This is a genomic window from Streptomyces sp. NBC_00846 (assembly GCF_045207325.1).
GTDB lineage: Bacteria > Actinomycetota > Actinomycetes > Streptomycetales > Streptomycetaceae > Streptomyces.
In genome coordinates this window covers 8,199,830-8,215,531 of sequence record NZ_CP108846.1, presented here as the reverse complement: position 1 = coordinate 8,215,531, position 15,702 = coordinate 8,199,830, and the positions used below count along the sequence as shown (strand labels likewise).

Genomic DNA, 15,702 nt, shown 5'->3' with positions numbered 1-15,702 from the left:
GTGAGGGACGTATCTTGATGGCGTGAAGAGACGGCGCTGGTGGTCCGCGATCAGCTTGTGGGTTATGTGGTGGGCGGCTATTACCGCGGCCTTTTGGTTCTTGGCCAAGGTTCTCGACCAGCCGACGGACCTCGCGGGGTGTGCGGCGAGTGCTGTGCTGGTGATTGTCGTAGGTGAAGTCGGTGATCGACTGCGGAGGCGCTTCTTCCCTCGCCGGGAGACGGGCTGACAGTTCGGCTGGTCAGGGCCCTTACTTCCTCGTCCGTCCGCTTCGGGTGAGACGCCTGGTCATGAGGGTGATGGCCGCCCAAGTGATCAAGGTCTCGGAATGCTGGACGAGCCGTTCGTAGTGAGAACTCTCGCCTTCGTGCCAGCGCCTGACCTGCACATCTCTCGCCCGGTGACAGCAGGCACCGACACCATCTCTCACTTCCAAGACAGCGAAACCCCACCCCGAAACCGCCGCTGACCAGTGACAACACAGAGATGGCGACTGTCTCTCACCACCACTGACACCAACCCGAGAGATCGCATCCGGGGCCAGCGGCATTGCTCCCAGGGCCTACACGCACTGGGGTGCGATGCCCGGGGGTTCTGAGCTGCGGCATCGCACTGGTGTGCGTGTAGGCCCTGGGATCTTGGGCCGCTCCCCCGGCGAACTACGTTGCAGCGGGGGCGGGATCGGTGAACGAAATCGGCTTGCCGGTGGCGTGGGCATAGTCGATTTCCCTGCTCGTGGACTCGCCGATGTACCCGCCAGGGTTGACGACCAGAACCCGGTCTGCCAGGTCGATCTTGCGCAGGTGGAGGGCGTCCAGCGCCTTCTTCTGCTTGTCGGTGATCAACTCGTCTGCTTCGCCTGGCGCGACAACAATGACCCCGGCGAGGGTCAGATCGCGATTCACCGCACGCATCTCGTTCACGAACCGGGTAGAGCCGCAGATGCAGACGATTTCAGGTCGGTCGGGCACAGCTCTGCCCTTCGCTCGAACGGAACACGCCAGCGTGCACGTTGGTACTGCAGTTGTACATCTCCTTGGCCCGCCGGCCGTCCATGTTCCCGATCGCCGTGGCTAACTATTCGTTGCCCAGATCGCGGTCACGACGGCCGGTCAACCGTCGGCTCGTTCCTTCTCGATCGCATTCATCCTGCGGACCATGTCGATCTGCGCGCGGATCATCGTGTCGAACAGGGCCTCCGGATCGCCGTCGGGTCCGGCGTTCGCAGCCAGCAGCGAGGCGACTTGGCTGGCGAGGACAGTGACCACGTCGGCCGTCCCCACCGGGCCACGGACCTCGATCAGTTTGCGCACGGCGTCGTCGATGCGGTCCATGGCCTCCTCGCCCTGGAGGAACAACCCGAGCCGGTCGGCGAGGAACATCCGGACGACTGCCACACCGTCGGCCAGGGCGGTGTCCACGTTGTAGTCGGTGCGGGCCTCCTCCGACTCCTTGAGCACGGCCGGAATCGTGTACGTCCGCTGCTCCGGGATGAGGCCCTCCTTTCGCCACTTCGCGTACGGGATGGGGCCGACGGCGTCACGGCGTGCACGGTGTCCGTTGGTCGGGCGGCCGCCCGCGGTGCGGCAGCCCCGCCCTGCGGCTGCCTTGCAGGTCGGGCATTCGACACGGCGCATCCACGAGCGCACGAGATCCATCTCGGCATCGGAGCGGAGGTGACGTCGCCACTCACCGCCCCACGGGATGCTCTGCGATCTGTCCTCCACGCCCATTGCCCCCTGGGTCCGGTGGTGTGTGCCGTTGTCGGTGCCGTGATGATGACCGTACCTGCGGTGGCGCCCCTCAGCGGTCGATCGGGAGAATGCCGTCCAGGCCGCTCTCGGAGAGAATCTGTTGGACCGTGTCGTCCAGGGTGCTGGCCGCGTCGATAACGGTCTCCAGGCTGTTGGGGAGCAGGTCCTTCTCTCGGTACCAGTCGCGTAGGTGGCCCTCGTTGACGTGCGCAAGGTACTCGGCGTCTGGTTTCGTCGCGTGCCGGAGCACTGTCTCCTTGAAGGGCACGTGAAGGTAGTAGCACCGTGTGACGCCCTGGTGGGCGCGCACCAGGTCCTGGAGCATCGTGCCGTAGCGGTCGGCGTACAGGATGCCCTCCAGGACGACGTGGAAGCCGTTGTCGAGGGCGTAGCGGGCGGTGAGGTCGATCAGGCCGATGTTGGCACCGCCGGGCCGGTCGCGTTCGCGCAGCACGATCCGGCGGAGGTTGTCCTGGGCGACGATGGCGAGGTTGCGGCCGAACTTCTCGCGCAGGCCGACCGCGACGGACGACTTGCCCGAGGCGCTGTTGCCGCGGAGCACGATCAGGCGCGTGTCGCTGGTCCCCACGGTGCCGTGCGCGGCCTCAGTCACCGCGGCTGACCTGGATGCGGTTCTCGTGGAAGTGCTCCCAGTCCATGACCAGGCGGAAGCGGCGGTGGGCCTCCAGGCGCTCCGCGTCGGCCGGCTCCTCGCCGCGCTGGACACGGGCGTCGCCGGATTTCACGAGTTCCGCGAGAGCGAGCCGGACGTCGTCGACGTCCTGGCCCGTAGCTACCGCAAGCCGGTCCAGGGAGGTAAGGGTCTCTGCCGGTTCACCCAGATCGTCGACCAGGTGGTCGATGAGGGTGTCGAGGAGCGGGCCGGTGCGCATCGTCCAGCGGATCCCGTCGAGGCGCTCGGTGAGTTCGGGGTCCAGGGGCAGCAGGTCGCCGGGCAGCGGCAGCACGGCGGGCATGGACCATCGGGTGCCGTCCGGCGTCTCTTCGCAGCGGGCCAGGCCCCACGTCAGGTAGAGCTCGGACAGGTCCCGCACGGTGGTGGGCACCGGGAAGCCGACTGTCGTCAGCATGGTGCTGAACTGCTCCCAGCGGGCCGCCTCGCATGCCTCGCGGCCCTCCGGCGCGGCCTCGTAGTCCCATTCCTCATCCGGCCAGGAGAAGGTGAGCGCGCCGTCGAGGTCGCCGCCGATCATGTCCCAGTGCCCGTCGAAGATCTCGTGCACCAGGTCGTCCAGTGAGCCTGTGAAACCGGGCTGGCTCGCGGTCCCGATCAGCATGGTCAGCGGGAAGCCCTGACGGGGCAGGACGTGCTCCCAGCCCGACACCCACCAGTCGTTGTGCATCGTCATGTCCCGGCGCGGCCCGGGCACAGACGCCTTCTCACTCATCCGCAGCTCTTCCTCGAAAACACCTCGATGCTCGCAGCGTACGCAGCGAGACGCGGCAGGTTGTCACGGACGTCCCACCCACGCCTGGTGGGCGGGAGCGACGCGCAGCTGCTCGCGGAGGCGGCCGCGCAGCACTCCGACGCGGGTGCGGCCCTCCAGGACCTGCAGTCCGCTGTCCGCCGGGTCCAGGAGGCGCCGGTCGATGAGGAGCGGTGGGCGCAGCCACGTCCCGTGGTCTTCCCAGTGCCGGCCGACTTCCGGTGGCCGCACCTTGACCCAGTACACCGGGTCCGCGGCGTAGCTCTCGATGCAGCCGGCGTCGCTCTCGCCGGTCGGCATGGTGGGGAAGGCCGCGGCCGGAATCGTCTCCAGCTTCCAGGTGATGGCGCACAGATCGACGTCTCCGTAGTCGTCCACGAAGTGGCCGTTGTCGCCGTGGTCGAAGAGGAAGTCCCTCAGGATGTCGTCCGGCCACTGCAGGGCTGCCAGTGCCGGGTCGGCGCGGAAGCGGTCGAAATCGAAGCTGAGGCCGCCGTCCCGGCGGCGTGCCATCAGCGGACCGAGGTCGTTGAGCTTCATGTCAGACACCGCTCTGCAGCACATACAGCTCGTAGGGGACGGTTCCGGTCTCGGTGTCCCGGTCGGCCGAGCTGACGCGTCAGGGGCACCGGGTCGGTTCGGACACGGTGGCCACGCTGCTGAAGGCGGAGGGATTCTCCCTGCAGGGCACCTCGCGGACCACCGAGGGGGCCCGGCATCCGGACCGGGACGCCCAGTTCCACTACATCAACGACCAGGTCAAGACGTACCTCGCCGACGGACAGCCGGTCATCAGTGTGGATGCCAAGAAGAAGGAGACCCTGGGCAACTACGCGGTCATCGGAAGCGAGTGGCACCGCGCCGGACAACCGGTCGAGGTCCGTGCCCACGACTTTCCCGAGAAGGGTGCCCAGAAAGCGGTGCCGTATGGGATCTACGACATCGGCGCGGATGCCGGCTGGGTGTCGGTGGGCTGCGACGGGGACACCTCCGCTTTCGCGGTGGCCACCTTGCGCCGCTGGTGGAACGGCGAGGGCCGGCACCGCTACCCCACGGCCTCCCGCCTGCTGGTCACCGCCGACGCCGGGGGATCCAACGGCTACCGAGTCCGCGCCTGGAAGAAGGAACTCGCCGACTTCGCCTACGAGACGGGTCTCCAAGTGACTGTCTGTCACTTTCCGCCGGGCACCTCGAAGGTCGGGTAGCCGGAGGGATTCGCACCCTCCGGCTCCCACAGATCCGTACGTGACGATCTCTCGTCATACGGCTCTTGTCGTCCTGATCACCAGGCCAAGGAGGGGGAGCTGGTCCACCTCCACTGCGCGAACATCCCCGGGCGGCGCTTGGCTGCCCTCTGGAAGGCCGCGATGGCCTTCCTCATCGCGCGAAACCGTTTGTACTTGTTGCGGAGCCAGCGCACCAGGTAGGCGTTGATGCGCATCAGGAGCGGATACGTGGCCGATCGGTAGAACCGGCCGTAGTACTGCATCCAGCCCGCGACGATCGGATTGATCCGTTGCGCGAGTTCTTCCACGGTGAGGTTGACTCGCCGGTGGAGCCGCCAGGAGCGGACTTCCTCGCCGAGTCGTTTGAGGGCATCGTTGCTGATCGCGGGGCGGAACGACCATCTGATGCGGCCGTTCTTGTCCCGCATTTGGCGCTGCTGGAACGTGAACCCTAGGAACGTGAAGGACGTGTACTCGTACGAGCCTCGCCGCAATCCGTCCCGGCAGTACACGATCCGGGTCTTGGTCGGGTGCAGACACAGCCCGACCTCGGCCATCCTGTCCAAAAGCGCGGCCAGCACCTGGCGGGCCTGGCGCTCGGTGACGCAGTGCACGACCGCATCGTCCGCATAGCGTTCGAACGAGACAGCAGGGAACTCCCGGGCCATCCAGAGGTCGAACGCGTAGTGCAGGAACAGGTTCGCCAAAACGGGAGAAACAGGGGCTCCTTGTGGCGTCCCGCACTTCCGCTCCAGCAGGGTGCCGTCGGGCATCTTGAGCGGGGCAGCAAGCCACCTCCGCACATACAGCTTCACCCAAACGGCGTCGGTGTGCGCTTCCACCGCCTTAACCAGGAGGTCCCAGGGCACACTGTCGAAGAACTGGGAGATGTCGAACTCGACAACCCAGTCCCGTTTCCAGCTGCGTTCCCGACACTTCTCCACGGCGTCCAAGGCGGACCGTCCGGGCCGGTATCCGAAGCTGTCCGGATGGAATATAGGATCCACCCTGCGCACCAGATGCCGGGCCACGACGGTCTGATCCTGGATCCACCGGCTTGACGTCTGTGGATGACTCTCACGGAAACGAGGAAGTGCCTTGTGACCTGCGATGATGGGGTTTCTCTAGGACCACATCAGGCACGATCGACAAGGCACTTCCGAGATGCAATCTTCCCATGCCGCCGCGATGGTCTCCGCACGGTTCGATGACCCGAATCTCGTCGCGTACGGCGGGCTTGAGCCGGTGGCGCGTCTGGCCGAGCGGTGCGGACTGCCCGCGCTGGTCGAGGGCCTGGTGAAGCTGCCGGTCTCGAGGGACGGCACGGGTTCTTTCCCGGCGGCGAAGGTGATGTCGCTGGTCGGCGGCATGGTCGCGGGTGCGGACAGCTTCGATGACATGGACCGGTTGCGGCACGGCGGACTGTCCCGGCTGTTCACCGGGGTGCGGGCGCCGTCCACGCTGGGCTCGTTCCTGCGTTCCTTCACCCACGGTCATGTGAAGCAACTGCATGCCGTGGCCCGGCGGTTCCTACCCGCCCTGGCCGCGCACACCGGGCTGCTGCCCGGCGCGCAGGCGGTGGCTTATGTGGACATTGACGACACGATCCGCCGTACCTACGGCTATGCCAAGCAGGGTGCCGGTTACGGATACAGCAAGGTCAAGGGCCTGAACGCGCTGCTCGGGATCATCTCCACCCCGCTCGCCGCACCGGTGATCGCTGCCACCCGCCTGCGCAAGGGGCCCACGAACTCGGCACGCGGTGCGGCCGGGTTCGTTGCCGAGACCATCCGCGCCGCCCGCACCTGCGGGGCCGGCGGCCTGCTGATCGTGCGTGCCGACTCCGCGTTCTACGGCGCTGACGTGGTGAACGCCTGCCGGGCCGCGGACGCCCGGTTCTCCGTCACGGCGCGGATGAACGCCTCGGTCAAGACCGCCATCGCGGCCATCGGCGAGAGCGCGTGGACGGCGATCAAGTACCCCAAGGCGGTCTGGGACGAGGAGGGACAGTGCTGGATCTCGGACGCGGAGATAGCCGAGACCACCTACACCGCCTTCACCTCCAAGCCAAAGAAACAGCAGGTCACCGCCCGATTGATCGTGCGCAGGGTGAAGCGGCTCAACCCCGCGGCCCTGCCCGAGGGACAGGGCACGCTCTTCGATACCTGGCGCTACCACGCCGCGTTCACCGACTCCCCGCTCACCCTGATCGACGCCGAGCGTGATCACCGACGGCACGCCGTGGTGGAGCAGGTGATCGCGGACGTCAAGAACAGCGCCTTCGCGCACGCCCCCTCCGGGCACTTCCAGGCGAACGCCGCCTGGCTCACGCTCGCCGCCCTCGCCCACAACCTGACCCGCGCCGCCGGGGCCCTGGCCTGCGCGTTCCATGCCCGCGCGACCACCGCGACGATCCGCGACCACCTGATCAACGTCCCCGCACGTCTGGCCCGCTCAGCACGCCACCTCACCCTCCACCTGCCCCAACACTGGCCCTGGGAAAGCGAGTTCATCCAGCTGTTCACCGCCACGCACGCGCCACCACCAGTCGGCTGACGCTCCCTGAAACGACCCGCCCGAGAGGGCCCGATACCTGCAGACACGTGGAAAAGCTGGGCAGACCAGCGGACACCCGACACCCGAAACCACCGGTCAACTCCGCGAGGACCAAAAATCCGCCGAAACCCTCACCCCGAAATCCACCCGGTGGATCCAGGCTCAGTCATTCCAGGATGGCCTTCCCCGTCCGCGCCGGGCCCGTGCCCCCTCTCCGGCTGCGAATGAATACGCGAGGCCGTGCACCCCGACCCTGGGCGGTGCACGGTCTCGATGTCTCGATGTCTCGATGTCTCGATGTCTCGATGTCTCGATGTCTCGATGTCTCGATGTCTCGATGTCTCGATGTCTCGATGTCTCGATGTCTCGATGTCTCGATGTCTCGATGTCTCGATGAAAGGAAATCTCGAATGCTTTCACAGGAGCTCGCCCAGTACGTCCTCGCCCTTCTCGCCCTGCCGGCCTTCGCCTGGTACCTGCGCCAGGCAGAGCGGCTCGCCCATCTCGCTGGCAGCCGGCTCCGCCAGTTCCGTTCGTGGCTGCGCCGGAGCGGACGGAGTCTGCTGCGATGGCTACTGACGGCAGAGGGCGACGAGGAAGGCGGCTGCTCGACGGCGGCGCCACAGACGCGTCCGTGAGGTGCGGCGGTTCTACCCGGAGATACCGAGACGAGTTCGCCGACCACGTCCAGGACACCCTGCCCGAACGCCGTCGGGGCGAGAAGCACGCCCAGGACCAGGCGCGCGACCGTACCCGGGAGTGCCCCTCGGTTGTCACCTCGGTGCCGTAAATTCGGGACGTCGAACGACGCCCTTCGAAATGACGAAGGGAGACCTGAGATGCGGCATCGCTGTGCAGGCTGGCCGCGCCCCGAGGTCTCCCTCTCATCGTCGTCGGGCTCCACCGCCATGAAGAGATGGGAGAACCGTTGACTGACTCTCAAAGTACCTCAGGAGTAGGACAGCGTCCGCAAGGCTTAAGAGTTGGATCACCTGCTCCACAGAGCCCACCCGACTACGACCCGCTGATAAACGCTCACGCGGCCCTGGTCTTCGTCTCGGCCGCGCTCATCGGCCTCGTCGTCGGAGCGCTCACCTTCCTCGGCACGGCCAACGCTCCCCTCTCCGTCGTCGCCGGCCTGTCAGCCAGCGGCGCAGGGGTGGGAGTGCTGCACAAGATGATCGGCCGATAACCCGCAGGAGACCTCCGGTCTCGCCAGACGCGAATCGAAGGGCCCGGCCAACCGGCGGGGCCCTTCCGCGTATCAGCTCGTATCGCCGCAGCCGAGTGCACCCATCCACAGCGATACGAGCGCAGGGCCATAGCAGAGGCTAGAAGTGCGGGGCGGGGCCTCCATTCCTCCACCCTGGCACCAGCACGAGTCCGGGGCGTCCCGCTGAAAGCCAGCACGCTCATGACCAGCAGCAACGCACTCCACGTTGTACCGATCGGCAACCAACTGACCTGCATAACCACCAAAAACGTCAGCGCTAAATCGGCATCCGTGTCACCACCCGAAACCCTCACGGCAACGAACCGACCTGCAGAAACCCGGTATCTCCCGCACTGACATCACGATGCCGAACCACCACCGACAAAAACCCACAGATCATCACTTCAGCGCGTGGCCAAGCGGCTGCACGCCGACCAGCCCGAGAAGTACCCGGCACAGATCTGGGCGAACTGGCTGTGCGGCGAGCACGTCCCGGAGCGCCGGCGGGACGTCCTGGGCAAGTTCGGGACCACCGCCCGGCGGGCCGTGCTCTCCAACTGCCGCGTCCTAGGGGAGGGCGTGGACATCCGGGCCGTGGACTCCGTGGCCCTGCTGGATCCCAAGGGCGCGCCGCACGACATCGTGCAGGCGATCGGCCGCGCGCTGCGTCAGAAGCCCGGAGAAGGAAAGCTTGCCTCTTTGATCGTGCCGGTATTCCTTCAGCCCGATGAGTCCCCCGAGGATATGTTCACCTCGGGCTCGTACCGGCCCTTGGTGAAGGTATTGGAAGGTCTGCGCGCTCACGATGAAGAGGCAATCGAGCTGCTTGCGATCCCCCAGGAGCCGCAGAAGGACATCGCGCAGCCGTCCGAGTACATCGGCACTCCGCCCGAGGAGGGCGAGGAAGAATCCCGTCTCCTGCTTCGGTTTGCCGCACCGCGTGACCCGGTGATGGTCGCCGACTGGGTTAGCTTCAACGTGATCGACACGGAGCGGCAGGACTGGGCGCGTGGCTGGGCGAAGCTGAAGGCGTACGTCGAGCGGGTCGGGAACGCGCGAGTGCCGTACGGACATCGGGAGGGTGCGACACCTCTTGGGCAGTGGGTGGCGGAGCAGCGGCGGGCCTACGCGGCTGGGGAGATGAGCGGGCGGCGCGCGCAGCGGCTGGAGAAGTTGGGCATGGTCTGGTCGGTCGCTGATGAGCGGTTCCAGGAGAACCTTCAGGCCTCCAAGGCGTACTACGAGCAGCACTGGACGCTGTGTGCGCCTCGGACCGCGACGATGCTGGACCGGCCCATCGGGCAGTGGCTCGCGAACCTCCGCCGACCTGGCGCGCTGGCTGGCAAGCCGGAGTGGGAAGCCGCGTTGAAGGAGATCGACGAGGACTGGAATCCGTCATGGCCGGCCGAGTGGCAGCGGCACTACGCGGTGGTGCGGGAGATGCTCGCGGAGGAGACCATCCTCGCGTACGTCGAACCCGGGGTCACCGTCCACGGGATGGACATCGGGAAGTGGCTCGCCAAGCAGCGGAAGCCCGAGGTGTGGGCGGCCTTGGCCGACGGGCAGCGTGAGCGCCTGGAGGCCATCGGCGTCGTACCGCTGGCGGCGGAGCTCGAAGCGCCGGCGAAGCCGTCCACGGCGCCGGTGAGCGCCTTCGAGAAGGGGGTGGCGGCCCTGGCGCAGTACAAGACCCGCACCGGTTCCCTGACCGTCCCCAGGGCCCACGTAGAGCGGCTCGAGGACGGGAGCGAGGTGAAGCTCGGGGTGTTCCTGTCCAACACCAAGAGCCGCCGGGACAAACTGACCGCCGACAAACTCACCGCCTTGGCCGGCCTCGGGCTGGAGTGGGCACAAGGAGGTTAGCGACAGCGCCGCATGAGAGGAGTTCATTCGTATGCCGGGCCAACAGTGCTCAACCCGTAGCCGCACGGCTGGCCGCTGCGAATCACTCACGCGTGGGACACCCCTGTGGAGATGCTGTCCTAACCCGGTACCGTGGCACGTCACTTGCCTGCGGTGAGGATCAGGGAGACCACTGCGACCATTCCGGTCAGGGTTCCCATCGCGGTGACGACGGGTGCGGCCAGGGTGTGGTGGCGGTGAACGAGGTAGGCGAGTCCTCCGGCGCCCATGAGGGCTACGAGGACCAGCAGGAGCACGATCAGCAGGACGATGGCAGGCATGGCGATTCCTGTGGTGTCTGTGCGTCGGGGCGGTCCCGACGCCGGGCGGTCGGCGCGATGGGGCCCACGGTGGTTAGCCGTGTAAGCCGGTGAATGTCATGCTGACCGCTGCCATCGAGACTCCAGTGCCGAGGGGCTGGCGGAGAAGCACGACAGGGAATTCTCGGGGCCACGATTTTCAGAGGCGACCCGAGGGTCTGGTGTTGAGGGGAGACAACACAATGACAAACGAGGGGCACGTTCCGGCGCAGGATCCGGTGGCGCGGGAGCGAAAAGAGTTATCCGGGCGCCTGAGGATGCTGCGAGAGGCCGCAGGCAAGAGCCAACGGGAGTTCGCCGGGATCTTGGGGGTGGATCACTCCACGGTCTCGATCTACGAGAAGCCGGACGGCCGTGTGCCGGACCTGGAGTACATCGACGGCTTCCTGGCGGAGATCCAGAGCAGGACTGACGTGACTGCGGACGTCCGCAAGGACACCCGCGACTCCTACGGGCGCCTGCTGGGCCTCCTATGCGACCGGCCCCAGGAACGAGGCCGCACCCACGGCTACCGCCAGTTGCTGCGCGTCTACGAACTCACTCTGGAACTCGAAGCCCTCAATATAGAACTGGCCGATGTTCGCCAGCAGCAGCAGGACGTTACGGCCGAGCTCGCCAGGCTCCAAGAGGCCGGTGCTGAGGCAGCTGCCAACAGCGAGCGGCAACTGCGTCTAGAGGAGAGCGCCGAGGCCTTGGAAAAGAGCCGTGCTGAGCTGGCCCGACGCCGAGAGGCGGTCGTGTTTGACCTGGACGCCCATTCGATGCAACGCAGTCAGTTCCCTCCCTCCGATACTCCCGTATCCAGCCCGGTTGGCGGGCCCCCGCAACAGCCGCTTGGCACTCGTACACGATCACGCCGGATCCTGATCACGGCAGCGTTTTTATGCGGAGCGCTGGCGAGTGCGCTGGCCTTTTACGTTCCGAACCATTATCCGTTCGCCGAAGAGTCCAGTGTCTATCAACTCGGAAGCGATTGCAAGGAGTTGCCCCTGCTGTGTCTTTACACGAAAGACACTTGGGAAGGAGGTGGAATTGCCCTTGCACCCGGAGGGGAAATTGATTCACTCAGAGAATACGGGCTCGATAATCAGATAAGCTCGTGGAGCAATGCCGTGTCCGGCGTCACATGTTATTGGTACCCGGATGACAATTTCAAAGGGAAAGAGCATGACATGTCGGGCGATGGGGTGAATTTGGAAGATCACCCTGGCGAAGACAATAGCCTTTCATCGGTCAGATGCGATTCAAAAAAATGATATGAATCAACGTGCACTGGCGGAAGTCGAATCACAGGAGAACTCCCGCCAAGCCGCGGGAACAGTGGGAGCTCTCACTCCGCTGACCAGGTAATCCTCACTCCGTGACCAGCCAATCCTCGCTGCTTGTCCAGCACCAGCGCCCGGCCATCACTGCTCAACACCCCATAGAAACACCCGAACCGGCCCGCTCCACAGCGCCCAAGACCGGACACCAAACTGAGAGCCAACCCGGACACGGAAGCAAGAACTCCCATTCCCTGCAAGATCTCTCGTGCCGCCGGAGGGGGCGCGTGCCCAGGGTTTCGGCGTAGTCGGCGGGCGTCCGTTTCGTGATCACTTGAGATGAAGAGAGGGCGAGCGGGCGGTTCCTGCTCACGTCCGTTGCGCTTCGGAGTCCTTGCGTCTCTCCTGCACCGTCGGGTGGAGCAAGCTGGCTGCGCTAGCCTCGCCGTTTCAGTTGGGGCGATGAGGCGTCGTTGAGGGGTAACTGTCGGGTGGCCGAAGCGATTTCGGTGTTCGGACATGGTGGAGAACCGGCGCGGTGGTCGGGTTCTCCAGGGTCCTTCGGGTCGTGGGCGGTCAGGGCCTTGCCGGTCAGCCGGCGGGACGGGGCAGTGCGGCGAGGCGATAGAAGGCCGTGGCCAGTTCGTTTCTCCAGGGCCAGGTCCCCGATATCCGCAAGCGCAGGCGTCGGCCGCCGCGGGTGAGGCGGGCGGCGACGTGCAGCAGCCGGTAGCGGAGCTTCTTCGGCTCGGCAGTGGCCAGTTCCCCGTCCAGCAGCAGGACGCGCGTCCAGGCCAGCAGATCGATTGCCGCGAGGCTGAGTTCGAGCCAGACGGCGTTGACGGCGAAGTCGCGGGAGGGGAAGCGGCCGAAGCCGGTGGTCTTGCCGCACCGGATGTGGTCCTCAACAGTGGCATGCCCGCGGTGACGGACCTCCAGGAACTGGGCGGATCCGCCCCCGGAGTACGGGGTGTCGGTGAGGAACACCTGATGCCGCAGGCCCTCGTCCTGATCGAACAGGGACAGCTGGGCTCCGGGGTGCGGCCGCTCCCGGCGCACGATGATGCGGGTGCCGGTCGGATAGCCGTCCAGATCGACCATGCCAGTCAGCTCGGCGACCTCAGCACCGTCACGCAGCGTCCCGTCCTGGTCCAGGGCGGGATGCCAGAGGCGGTCGGGCATGGCCCGGACAGCTCGGCGGACCGGCTCGGTGATTGCGTATCCGACCGAGAAGAAGGTACGAATTCCTCGTTTCCGCAAGTCGCGGACGTGGGCGAGGAAGGCTTTCGCGGATCCGGCACTGTCGGCGCGGACCAGGATGTCGGTGCCGTGCCGGTGAGCGTCGGGGATCTGCGCGAGCGCCTGGTCGAGCACCGTGATGTGATCGGCGGCAGTGTTGGCTCCGGAGTTCCCGGGCCGCAGCCGCCCTGACACGGCCTCGCCGGTGTTCGCGAGGAAACACAGCAGCGGGTGGAAGCCGAAGCCGCCCTTATAGGTGGGTGCGGCCTGCTCTTTCTCGGAGTGGCAGGTCACCAGCGTGGCGTCGAGGTCCAGAACCAGGCCGGGAAGTTCTCGTCCGCCGGCCCGAGCAGCAGGTATGCCCTCACCGGTCTCGGCGGCCTGCATCCAGGCGACTTCCCGGGCTGAACTGCGGGCCGCTCGCAGCGAAGCGAGTGCAGCCTCGTCGGTGTCGGCGAGCAACCGCCAAGCGGTGGGCGTGGAGGCGACCGGGCCGAACACCCCTGCCTGGTCCCGCAGCACGGCCAGATCCGCGATCGCCTCGCCACCGTCGGCGAGCATTACCGCCAGGTCGGTGGCGACCCGGCCCGGATCATGCCCGGTCCCGCGCGGCCGAAGCGACCTGAGAGCGGCGGAGTACGCGGCGGTCAGCCCGGTGGCATCAGCGAGATCCGCCAGCAACCGTGCCCCGGCATGCCCGACCACCCCCGAACCATCGGCACTGACATGGACCTTGGGACGCAACCCGATAGCCTGCACGTAGAAAGTGCCCTCCGCCTGGACCGACAGAACCCCTCAGCAAGGTTCATCGTCCCAGGTCAGGAAGGCACTTTCGCGTTTCCGCCCCAAAGTCAGCCGTACCCAAGTGAAACGGCGAGGCTAGGAGATGATCCCGTGCGTGGCTGAAGAGGCAGGTACAGATGCGGACGACGCTTGTGCATGGGCTGAGCGACTGGGGTGGGCGTTCGGACTTATAGCGGAGGATCCGGCTGCGAGAGGTGCAGCGCTCGTCCATCTGGCGGAGGCCCGGAGGAAGGTCGCGGACGTGCGCGCCCGGTACTACGAGTTGTGGCGGCTGACGCGGCCCCTGGGAGTGGACGAGCGGGTACGGGAGTCTGCCTTTTTGCAGGCGCGCCGGAGGTATCAGCAAGCCCAGAGGCGTTCACTGCCTGATGGGGTGTGGGGTGGTCCTGTGGGTGGGGATCTGGCGACGTGGCCGAGGCTGCCCTATGTGTTGCTCTTCCTGGAGTGGGAGGCGAGGTACCCGCGGGAGTGGACGCGGCATGCGAAGGCGTGGGGTACGAAGGAGAGCCTGATCCGGGAGGTGGCCCGTGCTCGCCAGGAGGAGGCGATCAAGGCGAAGCTCACCGACGTGGTCGAGATCGTCGTCCACCGGGCGTATCGCTGCAAGGATCGCGAGTACGTGCGGGTTGCCCGGGCTGTCGACAGCGCTGACCTACGGGGCAGGCTCGATCGTGCAGTCGATTCGGACAGTTCGTGGGCCCGGTGCCAGGGCTTCGGCGTAGTCGGCGGGCGCCCGTTTTGTGATCACGCGAGGCCGAGGAGTGCGAGGGGTCGGCGGGCGTCGCGTGCGTTGCGGCGGAGGCCGGCGGCGATGTTCTTGACGCCACTCAGCCGGAGAGCGCCGACGGCGAGGTTGCGCCAGGTCGCCATCGCGCGGGGTGCGTTGCCGGTCCGAAGCTGGGAGGCGTCCTCGGCGAAGGTGGTGTCGCGGACGTGGTGCAGGCCTCGATCTTCCAGTGGTCGCGGATCAGTCTCGCGAGTTGGACGGGGGTGGCCTGCTCGGCGGTCAGGCTGGTGACCGCGTAGACGGTCGTGATGGTGGTCTTGCCGGTCTTTCGGTCGGTGCGGCGGCGCTTGATCTGGACGGCCTGGCGGGCGCCGGGGAAGAGCAAGTTGTTCACGGTGGCTACCTTGATCCGGCGGATCTCCGCGCGGCCGTGGCCGACGCCCCGGGTGCGGCCCTGGAACGGGATGTCCTTCCAGGGAAGGGACTTCAGCTGCTTGCGCAGCTTCTTCTGGTTGCCCTTGGCGATCGCGATGTAATGGGCCCCGCGGCCCAGGAGGTAGGCGGCGTGCTCACGTTGCGTATGGAGCGCGTCGCTGGTGACCACGGTTGCGGCCAGGTCGGCGACGGTGTCGAGCAGCGGCTGGAAGCGGGTGACCTCACCGGTCTTCTCGCCGACGTCGAGCTGGGCCAGGACCAGCCCGGTGGTGTGCTCCACCGCGGCGAGCAGGTGGATCCTCCGCCCCGGGGCCTTCGCCGCGCCGCGCAGGGACTTGCCGTCCACGGACAGTCCGCGCAGCCCGGTGCTCTCGGGCCGGCGGTCGGTAAGCCATCCGCCCACCGCCCGGTCCAGGGCATCACCGTCGATGCGGGCGAGCAGTCGGCGGACCGTCGCCTCCGAGGGCACCAGCCTCCGGGGCAGTACTGGATCGGGGCGCACGCCGATTCGCTCCAGCACGTGCGGCGGCGCGTCCGCGATCCACTCGCCGACCGCCAGCAGCGAGGTCGCGCCGGTCAGCACCGCGCACGCGGTTAGCGTGAGCACGACGGCCAGGGCATGGCGCACGCCGCGCGGATCGCGCGGATCCGGCACCTGAGCCAGCCGCTCCAGCAGGCCGGGCACCTCCCCGGGCCCGACGTCGGACTGCTCGCGGAGCCGGTCAAGGGCAGGCGGAATCAGGGATGAAGCGTCAGCAGGCACGGTCTTCCAGGCAGGTCACGGGGCGTAGAACACTCCATGATCACGGGAACCTT

The 15,702-nt window shown here is 66.8% G+C and carries 13 protein-coding genes and 1 pseudogene; 5 read left to right on the top strand and 9 right to left on the bottom strand.

Annotation, left to right across the window (positions count from 1 at the left end; all coding sequences use genetic code 11):
* Positions 1 to 659: 659 nt before the first annotated feature.
* The 5 genes from OG936_RS38000 to OG936_RS37980 form a co-directional block, all read right to left on the bottom strand.
* Positions 660 to 971, bottom strand: coding sequence for a hypothetical protein (locus OG936_RS38000; protein WP_406500269.1), 312 nt, complete (start codon positions 969 to 971; stop codon positions 660 to 662).
* A gap of 141 nt (positions 972 to 1,112) precedes the next feature.
* Complete coding sequence (locus tag OG936_RS37995; RefSeq protein ID WP_406500268.1) at positions 1,113 to 1,658, bottom strand: hypothetical protein; 546 nt, start codon at positions 1,656 to 1,658, stop codon at positions 1,113 to 1,115.
* A 145-nt stretch (positions 1,659 to 1,803) separates the two neighbouring features.
* Positions 1,804 to 2,367, bottom strand: a complete 564-nt coding sequence (locus tag OG936_RS37990) for a kinase (protein ID WP_406500267.1) — start codon at positions 2,365 to 2,367, stop codon at positions 1,804 to 1,806.
* A complete protein-coding gene (locus OG936_RS37985; RefSeq protein ID WP_406500266.1) occupies positions 2,360 to 3,163 on the bottom strand; it encodes a DUF6042 family protein in 804 nt (267 codons plus the stop codon). The genes OG936_RS37990 and OG936_RS37985 overlap by 8 nt, the downstream gene beginning before the upstream one ends.
* A gap of 63 nt (positions 3,164 to 3,226) precedes the next feature.
* Positions 3,227 to 3,742: a hypothetical protein gene (locus OG936_RS37980; RefSeq protein WP_406500265.1), complete on the bottom strand. Its 516-nt coding sequence runs from the start codon at positions 3,740 to 3,742 to the stop codon at positions 3,227 to 3,229.
* Positions 3,743 to 3,798: 56 nt separating this feature from the next.
* Between OG936_RS37980 and OG936_RS37975 the strand changes: the two are divergent.
* Positions 3,799 to 4,398: pseudogene (locus OG936_RS37975) on the top strand (ISAzo13 family transposase); the annotation flags it as partial.
* 86 nt (positions 4,399 to 4,484) lie between these two features.
* Here the strand turns inward: OG936_RS37975 and OG936_RS37970 are convergent.
* The gene (locus OG936_RS37970; RefSeq protein ID WP_406500264.1) at positions 4,485 to 5,459 is read right to left on the bottom strand and encodes a reverse transcriptase domain-containing protein; all 975 of its coding nucleotides are present in this window, start codon (positions 5,457 to 5,459) and stop codon (positions 4,485 to 4,487) included.
* A 133-nt stretch (positions 5,460 to 5,592) separates the two neighbouring features.
* Between OG936_RS37970 and OG936_RS37965 the strand changes: the two genes are divergently transcribed.
* From OG936_RS37965 to OG936_RS37955, 3 genes are all read left to right on the top strand, one after another.
* The gene (locus OG936_RS37965; RefSeq protein ID WP_331746122.1) at positions 5,593 to 6,984 is read left to right on the top strand and encodes an IS1380 family transposase; all 1,392 of its coding nucleotides are present in this window, start codon (positions 5,593 to 5,595) and stop codon (positions 6,982 to 6,984) included.
* 410 nt (positions 6,985 to 7,394) lie between these two features.
* The gene (locus OG936_RS37960) at positions 7,395 to 7,622 is read left to right on the top strand and encodes a hypothetical protein (RefSeq protein ID WP_406500263.1); all 228 of its coding nucleotides are present in this window, start codon (positions 7,395 to 7,397) and stop codon (positions 7,620 to 7,622) included.
* 986 nt (positions 7,623 to 8,608) lie between these two features.
* Complete coding sequence (locus OG936_RS37955; protein WP_406500262.1) at positions 8,609 to 10,060, top strand: Helicase associated domain protein; 1,452 nt, start codon at positions 8,609 to 8,611, stop codon at positions 10,058 to 10,060.
* 140 nt (positions 10,061 to 10,200) lie between these two features.
* Here the strand turns inward: OG936_RS37955 and OG936_RS37950 are convergent, their stop codons facing one another.
* Positions 10,201 to 10,380: a hypothetical protein gene (locus tag OG936_RS37950; protein ID WP_406500261.1), complete on the bottom strand. Its 180-nt coding sequence runs from the start codon at positions 10,378 to 10,380 to the stop codon at positions 10,201 to 10,203.
* Positions 10,381 to 10,601: 221 nt separating this feature from the next.
* Here OG936_RS37950 and OG936_RS37945 point away from each other — a divergent pair, with 221 nt between their 5' ends.
* A complete protein-coding gene (locus tag OG936_RS37945) occupies positions 10,602 to 11,675 on the top strand; it encodes a helix-turn-helix domain-containing protein (protein WP_406500260.1) in 1,074 nt (357 codons plus the stop codon).
* A 597-nt stretch (positions 11,676 to 12,272) separates the two neighbouring features.
* Here OG936_RS37945 and OG936_RS37940 read toward each other — a convergent pair.
* Positions 12,273 to 13,679, bottom strand: a complete 1,407-nt coding sequence (locus OG936_RS37940; RefSeq protein ID WP_406494361.1) for an IS1380 family transposase — start codon at positions 13,677 to 13,679, stop codon at positions 12,273 to 12,275.
* 872 nt (positions 13,680 to 14,551) lie between these two features.
* Complete coding sequence (locus tag OG936_RS37935) at positions 14,552 to 15,649, bottom strand: ISAs1 family transposase (protein WP_406500259.1); 1,098 nt, start codon at positions 15,647 to 15,649, stop codon at positions 14,552 to 14,554.
* Positions 15,650 to 15,702 lie beyond the last annotated feature (53 nt).

What these genes read in the sequence shown, in the direction of transcription:
- OG936_RS37995 (WP_406500268.1), bottom strand. Translation starts at nt 1,658, where the DNA reads ATGGATCTCGTGCGCTCGTGGATGCGCCGTGTCGAATGCCCGACCTGC.
- OG936_RS37985 (WP_406500266.1), bottom strand. Translation starts at nt 3,163, where the DNA reads ATGAGTGAGAAGGCGTCTGTGCCCGGGCCGCGCCGGGACATGACGATG.
- OG936_RS37980 (WP_406500265.1), bottom strand. Translation starts at nt 3,742, where the DNA reads ATGAAGCTCAACGACCTCGGTCCGCTGATGGCACGCCGCCGGGACGGC.
- OG936_RS37965 (WP_331746122.1), top strand. Translation starts at nt 5,593, where the DNA reads ATGCAATCTTCCCATGCCGCCGCGATGGTCTCCGCACGGTTCGATGAC.
- OG936_RS37960 (WP_406500263.1), top strand. Translation starts at nt 7,395, where the DNA reads ATGCTTTCACAGGAGCTCGCCCAGTACGTCCTCGCCCTTCTCGCCCTG.
- OG936_RS37950 (WP_406500261.1), bottom strand. Translation starts at nt 10,380, where the DNA reads ATGCCTGCCATCGTCCTGCTGATCGTGCTCCTGCTGGTCCTCGTAGCC.
- OG936_RS37945 (WP_406500260.1), top strand. Translation starts at nt 10,602, where the DNA reads ATGACAAACGAGGGGCACGTTCCGGCGCAGGATCCGGTGGCGCGGGAG.